Raw genomic sequence first — 12666 nt, forward strand, 5'->3', positions numbered from 1 at the left:
ATGCACCGATCGAACGCGGAGCCGCACCCGCACCACACCTGCAGCCGACAGACCGACGTCACACCGCGAGCCGTACAGCATCCTGAGCGAGGACCTGCGTCCCGTCGACCTCAACGACCGGCCGCCTGCAGGCGAACTCATGCGGACCGAACTCGCCAAGGTCCCGGGCCTCACACTCAGCACCCCTGAGGGCGCGTTCTACCAGTTCCCCCGCTACGACCTGGATCTCCCGTCGGCCGAGGTCGTGGCGGTACTGCGCTGCGCGTACGGCGTCGCGGTCCGGCCGGGCAGCGAGTTCGGTGCCCGGGGCGAGGCCCACCTGCGGCTGTCGTACGCTGCCGACGCGGAGTCCATCACCGAGGGCGTCCGTCGTCTGGCCCACGGCCTCTCGGCCCTCCGGTGAACACCGCCGCCACGCAGACGGTGAGTCGCCCCCTGCGCAGTGACACCCAGCGCAACCGCAGGCAACTCATCAAGGCAGCAGCCGAGTTGTTCGAGAACTCGCCGACGCCGGTCAGCCTGACCGAGATCGCCAGGCGCGCCGAGGTGTCCACCGCGACCGCCTACCGGCACTTCTCCTCCGTCGAGGACGTCCTGCACGCCCTCCGCGCCCAAGTCGGGTCCGAACTGCGGGACTTCAGCGCACAGCAGACCACCCGAGGCATGCAACGCCTCGAAGCGGTCTCCCGCCACTGGGTGTCACTCGTCCTCGAACACGGCGGCGCGATGGCCCAGATGCGCTCGCACCGCGGCTACCTGGAACGGCTGCGCGAGAACACCGGCTACCTCACTCCCCAGGCCGATGCACTCACCGAACCCCTCCGGCAGACCACCGAGGACGAGGCGGCGTCCCGCCTCGTGGCCGCCCTGCGCGGCGCCCTCATCGGCCGGGCCACGGCACCGGACAGGAGGGACGACCGAAGTACCGGTCCCTTCGCAGGAGACGCCCGAATCTCCACGCCTCCACGGTGATCCGGCCCGGGCCCGCGCCAACACGAAGCGCACCACCAGCTGGGCGGGCAGCAGACGTCTGCGCTGCTCGCTCGGGCCACACACAGCCACCACCCCTGGTGCTGGTCGGGGCGGCGGAACGGGCCCCGCCGCTCGTCGGGCAATGTGCCCGCGCGCATCCAGCTCGGTCGTTCAGGGCCGGTAGACCATTCCCGGCCGGGGCTCGGCGGGGGCGAGGAGCTGGGACACCGTGACAATGGTGTAGCCACGCTGCCTGAGCGCCTTGATGATTCCCGGGACGGCGGGCACGGTCCCCTTGTGCAGGTCGTGCAGGAGGATGATGCCGTCGCGGTGGGTCTGGTTGAGCACCCTCTTGGTGATCAGGGCCGAGTCGGTCGTCTCATAGTCCTTGGCCGTGACGCTCCACAGCACCTGCGCGAGGCCCAACTCCCGGCAGATCTTGGCGACTTGGCGGTTGGTGCGACCCTCCGGCGGGCGCATCAGGACGGGTTTGGTGCCGGTGATTCTCTCGATGGCGTCCTGTGTGCGGGTCAACTCCCGGCGGGCGTCGGCCGTGTCGATCTGCGTCAGGACTTTGTGGTTCCAGGTGTGGTTGCCGATCTCGTGTCCCTCGTTCGCGATACGGCGGATGATCTCCGGGTACTTGGCGATATGACCCTTGCCCTGGAGGAAGAACGTCGCGTGCAGCCGGTCCCGCTTCAGGATGTCCAGCAGGCCGGGCGTCGTCGGGCTGGGGCCGCCGTCGAAGGTGAGTGCGACGCACTTTGCCTTGCGGCAGTCGACGGCTCCGGCGGCGACCGATCCGGACGCCTTGTTCCGGGCGGCGCGGGGCGAGGTGTGGTCGTACGTCGTGACCGTCAGGGCCAGCGTCACGGTGACCGCGAGGGCTGTGGTCACGGTTGCCGCCAGGGCGATGAGCAGGCGTGGTCGTCGTATTCGCGCGTAGAGGGGCATGGGAGTCCTCTCCCGGGTCGGGTGATGGGCAGGGGTTCAGGACGGGCGGCGGCGGAGCCACCAGAAGCACAGGCCGGCCAGCGCTCCCGCCAGCAGCAGGCACAGGCCGGTCTCCGCCCCTTGCATGGGCCACAGGTGGGATGCCGGGTGGAACTCGGCCCAGCGGCCCGTCCTGCCGTGCTGGGCAAGGCACTTCGTGTAGTCGTCGGCCGCGTAGCAACTCGTCACGTCCGGGACGTGCTTCCCGGCAGCGTCGACAGCGCCCTCGGAGAGCACCCACGCGTTCGACGGTGCGGCGGAGCCGCTCGTGTGCTGAACCGTGGTCAGGGTGGTGGGCAGCAGATGAGCCCGGACCGATTCGAGGAGATACATCGCTCCCGCGCTCAGGACCACGGTCGCGCCCATCGCCAGGACGGTGCGGCGCAGGATGAGGCCCGCGGTCACGCCGATGAGCAGGGACAGCACGGACAGGCCGACCACGACGGGGCCGATGCCGTCGTAGGGATACCACTGCCACCAGGGGAACCAGCCGCCGAGCAGGGACCCGGCCGGCTGCCACCACCAGGTCATCGCGGCGGCGATCGTGCCGCTGATCAGAATCGTCAGGACGACGGGGACGAACAGCTTGGCCGCGAACCAGCGCAGCCGGGTGACGGACTGCGTGCACACGGTCCGGTCGGTGCCGGACTCCAGCTCCTGTGCCAGTTGGGGGCCGCCGAGGAAGATGCCGAAGATCAACGGCAGCACGAGCATGGCCTGGAGGGGGCGGCGCATCGGGAACTGATACGTCTGCCCGAAGGAGTTGAGCTTGTGGGAGCAGTCGCCTGCCGGGACGGTGGTGCCCCGGCAGGCGTCGAGGTGGCCGTCGGCGATGGCGGTCGTCATCTCGTGGTGCCGCACGATCGCGTACGCCGCGACGGCGAGCGCGGCGCCGATGCCGATCCAGAACGCCAGCCGGTTCTGCCGCCAGACCAGCCAGGTCAGCCCGCGCAGCCGCGGGCCCCGACTGGTCGGTGTCGATGGGTGGTTGGAGGTCAGGGTGCCGCTCATGCGGTCACCTCGTGGTGCGTGCCGGGACGTGCGGTGGAGGTGATCAGCGGTGGTACGTCGTTCGTCCGCAGATGGGCCAGCAGTAGCTCCTCCAGGCTCGGCAAGCCCGGCTCGGTGTCCGCCGGGAGCGGGCCCCGTGGGCGGATCAGCGCCGTGGTACGCCCGGCCGTGCTGCGGGTGTCGACGGTCACCTGGCCGGGCAGCTTCGCCAGCCGGTCCGCCTCCGCGTCGGGGCCGGACACCGTCCGGTGGGCGCCGATCAGCTCGGCCACATCGCCGGCGAGCTTGACCGTGCCGTTGTCGATCAGGACCAGGAAGTCGCAGACGTCTTCGAGTTCGGAGACCAGGTGGGAGGACATCACGACGGTCGCACCGTGCTGGGCGGTCTCGGCCATCAGCGTGTCCATCATCTGCCGCCGGACCAGCGGGTCGAGATCGGCCATCGGTTCGTCGAGCAGCAACAGACGGGGCCGCTTGCCCAGGGCCAGCGCGAAGGCCACCCGGGTGCGCTGGCCGCCGGACAGGGTGCCGACTCTGGCGTCCATCGGGATGTCGCCCGCGGCGATGATGCGTTCGGCGGTCTCTTGGTGCCAGGTCGGGTTCAGCTCGCGGCCCATGCGCAGGATCTCGGAGACCCGGAAGCGCGGATAGAGTGCCTTCTCCTGGCTGAGGAAGGCGGTGTGCTGCCGGGCCTCGGCGGACCGGGCGGCGTGTCCGCCCAGCCGGATGCTGCCGGTGCTGGGTTCCAGCAGACCGGTGGCCAGCGACAGCAGGGTCGTCTTGCCGGCGCCGTTCGGGCCGACCAGCGCGCAGATCCGCCCCGTCGGCAACCGGAACGAGCAGTCCCGCAACGCCCACCCGCGTCGGTAGCGCCTGCCAAGCCCTACGGCCTCCAACGCCGGAGGTGAAGTGTCCGGGGTTCGCGGGGAGGGACCTACTCTCAACTCAGTCATGGTGCGGCTGCCCCTGCTCGGAGCGGGCACCGCGCCAGGGAGAACCGGGCAGGCGCGTCGCGAGGACCAGTGCCGCGGCGCCGGCGAGCACCAGGGCCAGCCTGATCAACGACGATCCGTAGGCGGGTACTCCGAATCCCCAGAGCGTGGCATGGGCGTAGATCCGCTCGGCCAGCGGCACTCCGCCGGAGAGTGCGAGCAGTGATCCCAACAGAAGCAGAACGTATTTCTTCAAGGCCGGGCCCTTCGTGGAAGACATGCGGAATCCATGCGGAAGCGTGTGGAAGACCTGAGGTGTGACTCCCGGAACGCTAGAAGCACCGGCCTGCGGAGGGCTTCGGCTGAAAGTCGGTGTCGGCGGCCGTTCGACCTAGACCAAAGTCTGTGGTTTCCCCGACGGGCCTCTCGGCACTGTGACCTCGTCGGCGGCCGCTCTACCTTTGCCCTTGTGAGTGGTTACCGGCGTGAAAAGATCATCGACTTCGGCGTCGTCGTACTGACCGCCGTGCTGTCGGCCGCTCTCTCCGCTGTTCAGACCAAGCAGAACCTGGCGCTGAGTCCGGCGTCCGGGGCCGGAACCTGGCCGTTCGAGACACTGAGCTTCTCGTCCCCGGTGCTGCTCGGTTTCACCTGGGTGGTGAACCCGGTCTCCCTGGTCGCCGTCGGGGCGCTGTGGTGGCGCAGGCGACGGCCGGCCACTGTCGCCGTCGTGTCCGTGGCGGCCGCGGTCGTCACCCCGGCCGTGGTGCCTCTGGTCGTCGCGCTCTTCACGGTCGCCGTCCTCAGGCCACCGCGCACCGTCCTGGCCGTCGCCCTGCTGGGACTGCTGCCGATCCCCGTCTACTTCCTGACGTACCCCTACGTCTCCGGGACGCTGATCGCGAACGCGGTGATCCTCACGGTTCTGATCGCCGCCGCGGTCGGCTGGGGACTGTTCGTACGGTCCCTGAACGACCGCACCGAACGAGCCGAGGCGGAGGCGGTGCTCCGTGCCCGGCACGCCCAGCGTGCGGCCAGGGAGGACGTCGCCCGGGAGATGCACGACGTGCTGGCCCACCGGCTCTCCCTGCTGAGCGTCCACGCGGGTGCGCTGGAGTTCAACTCCGGGGCGTCCGCGCGGGACACCGCCCGCGCCGCCGCCGTGATCAGGGAGAGCGCACACCAGGCGCTCGATGATCTGCAGGTGGTGCTGCGGGTCCTGCGTTCACCGGCCGAGGACCCCGGCACGGACGGCACGCGGCCCCGGCAGACCGGTCTCGCCGACGTACCCGGCCTGGTCAAGGAGTCACAGGACGCCGGCATGCGGGTCGACCTCGACACACGCCTCGCCGAGCCGGGCGGCCCCACGGGTATCGCCGGACTCACCGCCTACCGGATCGTCCAGGAAGGACTGACGAACGCCAGGAAGCACGCCCACGGGTCGCCGGTCACGATCACGGTGGAAGGCCGCCCCGGTGACGGGCTCAGCCTGGAGCTGGCCAATCCGGCCGGACCGAGCACGACGCGCGAGGGCATCCCCGGAGCCGGCCAGGGGCTGATCGGCCTCGCGGAACGCGTCGCACTGGCGGGCGGCAGGTTCAGCCACGGCAAGGACGGAGCGGACTACGTGCTGCGGGCCTGGCTACCCTGGCCCGCATGATCCGTGTGCTGCTCGTCGACGACGACCCGCTGGTCCGCTCAGGACTCCGGCTGATGCTCAGCGGCGCCGCCGACATCGAGGTCGTGGCCGAGGCCGCGGACGGCGGCGAGGTCCCCGCTCTGGTCGACGAGCACGCCCCCGACCTGGTGCTCATGGACATCCGGATGCCCGGCGTGGACGGCCTGGAGGCGACCGAGCTGCTGCGCGCCCGCGCCGATCCACCCGCGGTCGTGATGCTGACGACCTTCAAGGACGACGAACAGGTCCTCGGTGCCCTGCGCGCGGGCGCGGCCGGTTTCCTCCTCAAGCACACCCCGCCCGCCGAGATCGTCGCGGCGGTACGCAGGGTGAAGGCGGGCGAGCCGGTACTCTCCCCCACTGTGACCGAGCAGCTCATCGCCCAGGTCACCCAGGCTGACGGAAGGATCCCCGGACGGCCGGAGACCGCCGAGGCCCGCATCCGGCTCGACCGGCTGGGCGACCGCGAACGCGAAGTCGCCGTAGCCGTGGGACAGGGCAAGACCAACGCGGAGATCGCGGCCGAGCTGTACATGAGCCTGGCCACCGTGAAGGCCCACGTCTCGCACATCCTCACCAAGCTGGAACACACCAACCGGGTCCAGATCGCTTTGACCGTTCACCACGCCGGTCTGACCTGACGGCCCCTCGTCCGGGCCCGGAGCCCGTTGTCGTCACTCACGGCGCTCCCTCGCACTCGGCGCCGAGTGCGAGCAGGAACGGGGCAGGACGACGAGCCGGTCCCCGGCCTGCCCAAGGCTGAGTGCGTTGTGGGAGACCCACTCAGCCCGCCGGGGTGACCCGGCGGCGCAACCCGTCGAGGATGAGTGCGAGCCCGAACCCGATCTCCGCCTCGTGGTCGCAGACTGCCAGTTCGCCGGCCATTGCCGGCAACCCGCTCCGGGCGAGATCCTGCTCTCGACGTGCGGGACGCTGCCTTCCGTGATCGAAGCAATGCCTTTCGGCGAGGCGGGAGCGCCCGCCGGAAGCGTTGTCCGTCTCCCTTGTGCTGCGCCTCTGAGTAGTTGGACCGAGCCACAGCTGCCCTCTGGATACCCGATCTGGGTCTGGGATCCACGGCAGCTCCTGCGACAGGGGCGGCCCAATTTGCCGGCCGGAATTCCGTCTCCTTGTGCGCTGTACGACCGCGTGTGCCGGTCATGGCCGGGGGGGTGGCGGTGGGCCGCCGAGATCACCGAATCGCTCGCAGAGCACTCAAGGCATGACGACCGCGGGGCCGACGGCGCAGCGATCAGTGACGGTCACGGGGGCCTTCGTGGCGGAACGATGGCGGAGCTTGCCGGCTGCCCTTTCCCTACGGAGGACGTGGGGGGATACGAAAGTCGGGGGTCGGGTTCCCCGTCGAGGGCGACGATCGGCGCGGAGCGCCGGAAGAGACTGCTTGGGCGGCGTCGGAAGGACGCCGATTCCCCCCATAGCCAAGGAGTTCTTCCATGGGCGTTTTCGGAAAGATCCTGCTCGGAGTCCTGGGACTCGCCGTACTCGCCGGAGCAGGTATCTGGTTCAGCATCAGGCACGTCGCGAGTGACATCACCTCGCACACGATCACCAGGGCCCAGTACGAGGGCGTTCACGTCGGCGAGAGCCGGAGCGCCGTACTGGACCGCATCGGCAAGCCCGGCGGTCTCCAGCCGGGGGACAAGCCCAAGCCGCCGGCCGGCACCACCTGCGACTACTACCTGCAGAAGCACGTGTCCCTGGAGAAGAAGCGGACTTTTCAGATCTGCTACCGGGACGGGCAGGTCGCCGCCACCAAGGTTCTGCCGTCCGCCGCGGACGAGGCCGCCCGGGACCATGCCAAGAGCAGCGCGAGCGCCAAGCCCTGAACTGCTCGGGCTCACGCCGGCCCATCGGCGCATGCTCCGCCCCGGCGCGGCCGTCACTGCGGGCCGGCGGGTGCGGTAACCGGAACGATCAACCGAAGGATCTTCTACCGTGGCACGCGTGTCCGTTTTCTCTGCGCCCACCTCGGTGGCGGCTCTCGCTGACCGTGTCCGGTGGCCCTCCGAACCGTTCGCCTGGGTGCTGGCTGCGCTGATCGCCGCCGGCGGACTCGTGCCGACAGTCGCGGCCCGGTCCCTGCTGCCGCTTCCGTTCGCCGCCTCCGCCGTGCTGGCGTGTGCCACTGGACTCCTGCTGGCCTGGCGGCGCGACCGGCCCACTCTGGTGGCGGCCGTGGTCGCCGCGGTGAGCCTGCTGACGGTTCAGCCGGCCCTGCCGTTCGCGATGTACTCGCTGGCCAGACGTCGGGTGACGAGCCCCCTGCGGTACGGCGTCTACGCCATCGCGGTGCTCAGCCAGTTCACCACGGGCGACCCGGCCACTGGCGTCATAGCGGCAGCCCTGCTGGTCGGCGCGCCCGCCTGGCGCGGCACGGTGATCCGCTACCGGCACACCAGGCTGGACGAGCTGGCCGAGCGTGCCGAGCAGGCAGAGCGGGAGACGCTGCTGATCGCCCGCCGGGTCCGCGCGGAGGAACGGGCCGCGCTGGCGCGTGAGATGCACGACGTGGTGGCCCACGAGGTCAGCCTGATCACGCTGCACGCGGGCGCGCTGAGCGTGGACCCGCAGGAGTCGGAGCGCGCCCGCGAGACGGGCGAGCTGGTCAGGGTCACCGGCAGGCGCGCGCTGGCTCAGTTGCGCCAGATCCTCGATGTGCTGCGTGACCCGGAGACCGTCGAGAGTTCCTTCCGGCCCGGCCCGGCACTGCGGGACCTGCCCCGGTTGCTGGCCGACTCGGAGGCGGCGGGAGTGCCCGTGGACTGGGCACCGTGGTCCGCGACGGTGGCCGAAGTCGGGGGCGGGGCAAGGCCGTTGCCGCAGGCGGTGGAGCACACGGTCTTCCGTATCGTCCAGGAGGCGCTGACCAACGTCCGTAAACACGCCTCCGGTGCCCGCGTGGTGCTGGGGCTGCGGGTGAACGGGGAGCACCTGGAGTGCGAGGTGAGCAACCCGGTGACCGGCCTGCCCGGCGAGGCTGCGAGGGACGGCGCGGGCATGGGCCTGCGCGGTCTGCACGAGCGGGCCGCGCTCCTCGGCGGAACCCTGGACGCCGAGAACCGGGACGGCATCTTTCGGCTCCTGCTCCGGCTTCCCGTCGCACCGGAGCAGGAGCAGGAGCAGGAGCAGGAGCAGGAGCAGGAGACGATGAGGGCACAACCAGTTGGGGAAGTCCAGTGATCCGGGTCCTGGTCGCCGACGATGAGGCCCTGGTCCGGGCCGGGTTGCGGCTGCTGCTGCAGACCGCGCCCGACATCACTGTGGTCGGGGAGGCCGAGGACGGGCGGGCGGCGGTCGAGGCGTGCGTCCAGGTGGCCCCCGACGTGGTGCTGCTGGACGTGCAGATGCCCGGCCTGGACGGTGTGGGCGCGGCCAGGGAACTGTCCGCGTTGCCCGTACCGCCGCGGATCCTGATGCTGACCACATTCGACGCCGAGACCCATCTACTGCCGGCGCTCCGGGCCGGCGCCCACGGTTTCCTGCTCAAGGACGCCCAGCCGAGCCAGGTCCTCGACGCGGTGCGGAACACCGCGGCCGGCCACCACGCCCTCGCCCCCGAGGCGGTCAATCACCTGGTCGCCCGGGCGGCTGCCGAGCCTGCGTCGGCCGTGCCGCCCCGGCTGCCCTCGCTCACACCACGCGAGCGGGAGGTGCTGGCCGCGCTGGCGGACGGACTGAGCAACGCCCAGATCGGCAGACGGCTGGGCCTGCGCGTGCCAACCGTCAAGGCCCATGTCTCGCGGATCATGGAGAAACTGCACTGCGAAAGCCGGGTACAGGCCGGACTGCTCGCCATGCGCGCGGGGCTGAGCGGGCCGCACCCACTGAGTTCTTTCAGGGGGCCGACGTAGGAATCGGGTGTCAGGAACCGTGGCCACAACGCACAAGGCTCCCGTGCCATTGATGGAGGTGTTCGAAGTCTCAACCCATCCATCGGCGCAGGAGCATGGCTCACAGGACGTCGACTCGGCGGCGTGCGAGGGCGAGCAGTGCCTGGAGGTGGATCAGTCCTTCGGCACGTTTCTTGAGGCAGTAGTCCCGGGAGGGGCCGGGGCGCATCATGGCGGTCTGCGCGGCCATGTATGGGACGTGTCGCAGGCGGGGTTGGTAGCGCTTGGGCCGGTGGTGGTTACCGGTTCGGCGGCCGGAGTCGCGTGGAACCGGGGCCAGTCCCGCGTGGGCGGCCAGGCGGCCGGCGTCTGCGTAGCCGGACAGGTCTCCGACGATGGCGAGGAACTCGGCCCCGAGGATGGGGCCCACGCCAGGAAGGGATTCGACGACTTCTGCGCGCTCGTCGAGGTGGAAGGTTTCGCGGATCTCCCGGTCGGTGTCTTTGATCCACTCGCCGAGCATGAGGAGCTGATGGGCGAGGTCGCGGACGAGTCTGACGGCTCGCGTTTCGCCTGGCAGGGCGGTCACCTGGCGACGGCCTCTCCCCCAAGCGCCCGGACCTCCTCCCCTACGAGGGCCCGGCGGCGTAACTCCCCATGACCACGCGGGTGATCAACGTCAGGGGCCGGATTCACGAGTACGGCCCCCAGCTGGAACTCGCCCCCACGGACCTCGTCTACGTCGGCCGCCGCTGGACCCTCGGCGGCTGGGACCTCCCCCGCCACCCGCTCTACAACCCCTTCGCCTACGACACCCCCACGCGCCGCCGGGACGGCACGCGCGCGGAGGTGATGGCGAAGTACCGGGCGTATCTGCTGGCCCGCCCCGACCTGCTGGCCCTGGTACCGGAGCTGCGCGGACGGACACTGGCGTGCTGGTGCGCGCCGCTGCTGTGCCACGCGGAGGTGCTGGCCGACCTCGCGGACTCGGCGTGGTGACGGAGGTCTCGTAGCTTCCGACGAACGGGGCCATGGCGCTGGCCTGCACGAATCGCCAGTAGAATCCGTACACGTGACTTCCGCTGCCGCCAAGCCCCGCATCCCGAACGTCCTCGCCGGACGTTACGCCTCCACCGAGCTCGCCACGCTCTGGTCCCCCGAGCAGAAGGTGAAGCTGGAGCGGCAGCTCTGGCTCGCCGTGCTGCGGGCCCAGAAGGACCTCGGGATCGAGGTGCCGGACGCGGCGATCGCGGACTACGAGCGCGTCCTCGACCAGGTCGACCTGGCCTCGATCGCCGAGCGCGAGAAGGTCACGCGGCACGATGTGAAGGCGCGGATCGAGGAGTTCAACGACCTCGCCGGGCACGAGCAGGTCCACAAGGGCATGACGTCCCGGGACCTGACGGAGAACGTCGAGCAGCTGCAGATCCGGCTCTCGCTGGAGCTGATGCGCGACCGTACGGTGGCCGTGCTGGCCCGGCTCGGCAAGCTTGCCGGCGAGTACGGCGAGCTGGTCATGGCCGGCCGCTCGCACAACGTGGCCGCGCAGGCCACCACCCTGGGCAAGCGTTTCGCGACCGCGGCCGACGAGCTGCTCGTGGCCTACGGCCGGGTCGAGGAACTGCTCGGCCGCTACCCGCTGCGCGGTATCAAGGGCCCGGTGGGCACGGCCCAGGACATGCTGGACCTGCTCGGCGGTGACGCGGCGAAGCTCGCGGAGCTGGAGCAGCGGATCGCCTCCCACCTCGGTTTCTCGCAGGCGTTCACCTCGGTCGGCCAGGTGTACCCACGCTCGCTCGACTACGAGGTCGTGACCGCGCTGGTTCAGGTCGCGGCGGCGCCCTCCTCACTCGCGAAGACGATCCGGCTGATGGCCGGGCACGAGCTGGTCACCGAGGGCTTCAAGCCGGGCCAGGTCGGTTCCTCCGCGATGCCGCACAAGATGAACACCCGCTCCTGCGAGCGCGTCAACGGCCTCATGGTCATCCTGCGCGGGTACGCGTCGATGACCGGCGAGCTGGCGGGCGACCAGTGGAACGAGGGCGACGTCTCCTGCTCGGTGGTGCGCCGGGTGGCCCTCCCCGACGCGTTCTTCGCGCTCGACGGGCTGCTGGAGACGTTCCTGACCGTGCTCGACGAGTTCGGCGCGTTCCCGGCGGTCGTGGCGCGTGAGCTGGACCGCTATCTGCCGTTCCTCGCGACGACCAAGGTACTGATGGCCGCCGTCCGCGCGGGTGTCGGCCGCGAGGTCGCGCACGAGGCCATCAAGGAGAACGCGGTCGCCTCCGCGCTGGCGATGCGTGAGCAGGGCGCCGAGCGCAACGAACTGCTGGACAAGCTCGCCGCCGACGCGCGCATCCCGCTGGACCGCGGCCAGTTGGACGCCCTGATGGCCGACAAGCTGTCCTTCACCGGCGCCGCGGCCGACCAGGTCGCCGCCGTGGTCGCCCGCGTCGAGGAGATCGCGAAGCAGCACCCGGAGGCCGCGGGCTACACCCCCGGGGCGATCCTCTGACGCCTCCGACGCCTCCAACGCCTCCGAAGCGCTTCACCCAGACCGAGCTGGAGGCCGCCCGCGACCGTCTCGTACCGGACGTCGTCGCGGACGGCCTCGGTGTCCTGTTCTGCGGCATCAACCCGGGTCTGATGACGGCGGCCACGGGCCATCACTTCGCCCGTCCGGGCAACCGCTTCTGGCCGGTGCTGCATCTGTCCGGCTTCACCCCGAGGCTCATGAAGCCTTCGGAGCAGGGCGAGTTGCTGTCGTTCGGGCTCGGCATCACGAATGTGGTGGCTCGGGCGACGGCACGGGCCGACGAGCTGAGCGCGGAGGAGTACCGGGAGGGCGGACAGTGCCTCGCGTCGAAGCTGGCGGGGTGGCAGCCGCGGTGGCTGGCGGTGCTGGGCGTCACGGCCTACCGGGCCGCATTCGACGACCGTCGGGCTCAAGTGGGGCCGCAGGAGCGGGTGTTCGGGGAGACGCGGGTGTGGGTGCTGCCCAATCCGAGCGGGCTGAACGCGCATTGGACGGCGGCGACGATGGCGGAGGAGTTCGGTCGGTTGCGGGAGGCTGCGCGGGGCTAGGGCCCGTCCGGCGGGTCACGGTGGGGCTATTTCCGTGACCGCGACGAGGAGTTGGATCGCGTCCTGGTCGGCCCGGTCGGCCACGCCGAGTTCAACCGTTCCGCGATGCCCTGGTGCATGGCGTCGATGTCGTCCGCCGTCAGCT

The 12666-nt window shown here is 70.5% G+C and carries 14 protein-coding genes and 1 pseudogene; 10 read left to right on the forward strand and 5 right to left on the reverse strand.

All coding sequences use genetic code 11. From position 1 onward, the window contains the following. Nucleotides 1-139: 139 nt before the first annotated feature. Both ACIBJH_RS28670 and ACIBJH_RS28675 read left to right on the forward strand, forming a co-directional pair. Nucleotides 140-403: an aminotransferase class I/II-fold pyridoxal phosphate-dependent enzyme gene (locus ACIBJH_RS28670; protein WP_399119753.1), complete on the forward strand. Its 264-nt coding sequence runs from the start codon at nt 140-142 to the stop codon at nt 401-403. Further along, the gene (locus tag ACIBJH_RS28675; protein ID WP_399119754.1) at nt 400-972 is read left to right on the forward strand and encodes a TetR/AcrR family transcriptional regulator; all 573 of its coding nucleotides are present in this window, start codon (nt 400-402) and stop codon (nt 970-972) included. The genes ACIBJH_RS28670 and ACIBJH_RS28675 overlap by 4 nt, the downstream gene beginning before the upstream one ends. Before the next feature lie 171 nt (nt 973-1143). On the opposite strand, the gene ACIBJH_RS28680 is transcribed toward ACIBJH_RS28675, so the two are convergent. Genes ACIBJH_RS28680 through ACIBJH_RS28695 form a run of 4 tightly spaced genes read right to left on the reverse strand, consistent with a single transcriptional unit; the run spans nt 1144 to nt 4188 of the window. Continuing rightward, nucleotides 1144-1926, reverse strand: coding sequence for a polysaccharide deacetylase family protein (locus tag ACIBJH_RS28680; RefSeq protein ID WP_399119755.1), 783 nt, complete (start codon nt 1924-1926; stop codon nt 1144-1146). A gap of 36 nt (nt 1927-1962) precedes the next feature. Next, the gene (locus ACIBJH_RS28685) at nt 1963-2976 is read right to left on the reverse strand and encodes an ABC transporter permease (RefSeq protein ID WP_399119756.1); all 1014 of its coding nucleotides are present in this window, start codon (nt 2974-2976) and stop codon (nt 1963-1965) included. Beyond that, the gene (locus ACIBJH_RS28690; protein ID WP_399119757.1) at nt 2973-3929 is read right to left on the reverse strand and encodes an ABC transporter ATP-binding protein; all 957 of its coding nucleotides are present in this window, start codon (nt 3927-3929) and stop codon (nt 2973-2975) included. The genes ACIBJH_RS28685 and ACIBJH_RS28690 overlap by 4 nt, the downstream gene beginning before the upstream one ends. Beyond that, nucleotides 3922-4188 (reverse strand): hypothetical protein, encoded by a 267-nt coding sequence (locus ACIBJH_RS28695; RefSeq protein ID WP_399119758.1) that lies wholly within the window; start codon nt 4186-4188, stop codon nt 3922-3924. Before ACIBJH_RS28695 ends, ACIBJH_RS28690 begins: the two co-directional genes overlap by 8 nt. Before the next feature lie 189 nt (nt 4189-4377). Here ACIBJH_RS28695 and ACIBJH_RS28700 point away from each other — a divergent pair, with 189 nt between their 5' ends. The 5 genes from ACIBJH_RS28700 (at nt 4378) to ACIBJH_RS28720 (ending at nt 9458) form a co-directional block, all read left to right on the forward strand. Beyond that, nucleotides 4378-5568, forward strand: coding sequence for a sensor histidine kinase (locus tag ACIBJH_RS28700; RefSeq protein ID WP_399119759.1), 1191 nt, complete (start codon nt 4378-4380; stop codon nt 5566-5568). Continuing rightward, entirely contained in the window at nt 5565-6227 is a 663-nt protein-coding gene (locus ACIBJH_RS28705; protein WP_399119760.1) for a response regulator, read from the forward strand. The genes ACIBJH_RS28700 and ACIBJH_RS28705 overlap by 4 nt, the downstream gene beginning before the upstream one ends. Nucleotides 6228-7040: 813 nt before the next feature. Next, the gene (locus ACIBJH_RS28710) at nt 7041-7433 is read left to right on the forward strand and encodes a hypothetical protein (protein WP_399119761.1); all 393 of its coding nucleotides are present in this window, start codon (nt 7041-7043) and stop codon (nt 7431-7433) included. A gap of 118 nt (nt 7434-7551) precedes the next feature. Continuing rightward, on the forward strand, nt 7552-8787 hold the full coding sequence (locus ACIBJH_RS28715) for a sensor histidine kinase (protein ID WP_399119762.1): 1236 nt from the start codon (nt 7552-7554) through the stop codon (nt 8785-8787). Beyond that, nucleotides 8784-9458, forward strand: a complete 675-nt coding sequence (locus ACIBJH_RS28720; RefSeq protein WP_399119763.1) for a response regulator — start codon at nt 8784-8786, stop codon at nt 9456-9458. The genes ACIBJH_RS28715 and ACIBJH_RS28720 overlap by 4 nt, the downstream gene beginning before the upstream one ends. Before the next feature lie 100 nt (nt 9459-9558). Here the strand turns inward: ACIBJH_RS28720 and ACIBJH_RS28725 are convergent. Further along, nucleotides 9559-10035, reverse strand: a pseudogene (locus tag ACIBJH_RS28725) (transposase); the annotation flags it as partial. 59 nt (nt 10036-10094) lie between these two features. Here ACIBJH_RS28725 and ACIBJH_RS28730 point away from each other — a divergent pair. The 3 genes from ACIBJH_RS28730 to mug all read left to right on the forward strand — a co-directional run bounded on the left by ACIBJH_RS28730 (nt 10095) and on the right by mug (nt 12521). Continuing rightward, nucleotides 10095-10436 carry a DUF4326 domain-containing protein gene (locus ACIBJH_RS28730; RefSeq protein ID WP_399119764.1) on the forward strand — a complete coding sequence of 114 codons (342 nt, stop codon included), beginning with the start codon at nt 10095-10097 and terminating at the stop codon, nt 10434-10436. A 73-nt stretch (nt 10437-10509) separates the two neighbouring features. Then, nucleotides 10510-11952 carry an adenylosuccinate lyase gene (gene purB / locus ACIBJH_RS28735; protein WP_399119765.1) on the forward strand — a complete coding sequence of 481 codons (1443 nt, stop codon included), beginning with the start codon at nt 10510-10512 and terminating at the stop codon, nt 11950-11952. Between the two features lie 47 nt (nt 11953-11999). Beyond that, nucleotides 12000-12521: a G/U mismatch-specific DNA glycosylase gene (gene mug / locus ACIBJH_RS28740; RefSeq protein ID WP_399119902.1), complete on the forward strand. Its 522-nt coding sequence runs from the start codon at nt 12000-12002 to the stop codon at nt 12519-12521. Nucleotides 12522-12666: the final 145 nt, after the last annotated feature.

Source organism: Streptomyces sp. NPDC050548 (genome assembly GCF_044457385.1).
In the GTDB taxonomy this organism is placed as follows: domain Bacteria; phylum Actinomycetota; class Actinomycetes; order Streptomycetales; family Streptomycetaceae; genus Streptomyces.

Bases quoted from the DNA above. Each gene is read 5' to 3' on its own strand.
- ACIBJH_RS28670 (WP_399119753.1), top strand. From the start codon at position 140: ATGCGGACCGAACTCGCCAAGGTCCCGGGCCTCACACTCAGCACCCCT.
- ACIBJH_RS28680 (WP_399119755.1), bottom strand. From the start codon at position 1,926: ATGCCCCTCTACGCGCGAATACGACGACCACGCCTGCTCATCGCCCTG.
- ACIBJH_RS28685 (WP_399119756.1), bottom strand. From the start codon at position 2,976: ATGAGCGGCACCCTGACCTCCAACCACCCATCGACACCGACCAGTCGG.
- ACIBJH_RS28690 (WP_399119757.1), bottom strand. From the start codon at position 3,929: ATGACTGAGTTGAGAGTAGGTCCCTCCCCGCGAACCCCGGACACTTCA.
- ACIBJH_RS28695 (WP_399119758.1), bottom strand. From the start codon at position 4,188: ATGTCTTCCACGAAGGGCCCGGCCTTGAAGAAATACGTTCTGCTTCTG.
- ACIBJH_RS28705 (WP_399119760.1), top strand. From the start codon at position 5,565: ATGATCCGTGTGCTGCTCGTCGACGACGACCCGCTGGTCCGCTCAGGA.
- ACIBJH_RS28710 (WP_399119761.1), top strand. From the start codon at position 7,041: ATGGGCGTTTTCGGAAAGATCCTGCTCGGAGTCCTGGGACTCGCCGTA.
- ACIBJH_RS28730 (WP_399119764.1), top strand. From the start codon at position 10,095: ATGACCACGCGGGTGATCAACGTCAGGGGCCGGATTCACGAGTACGGC.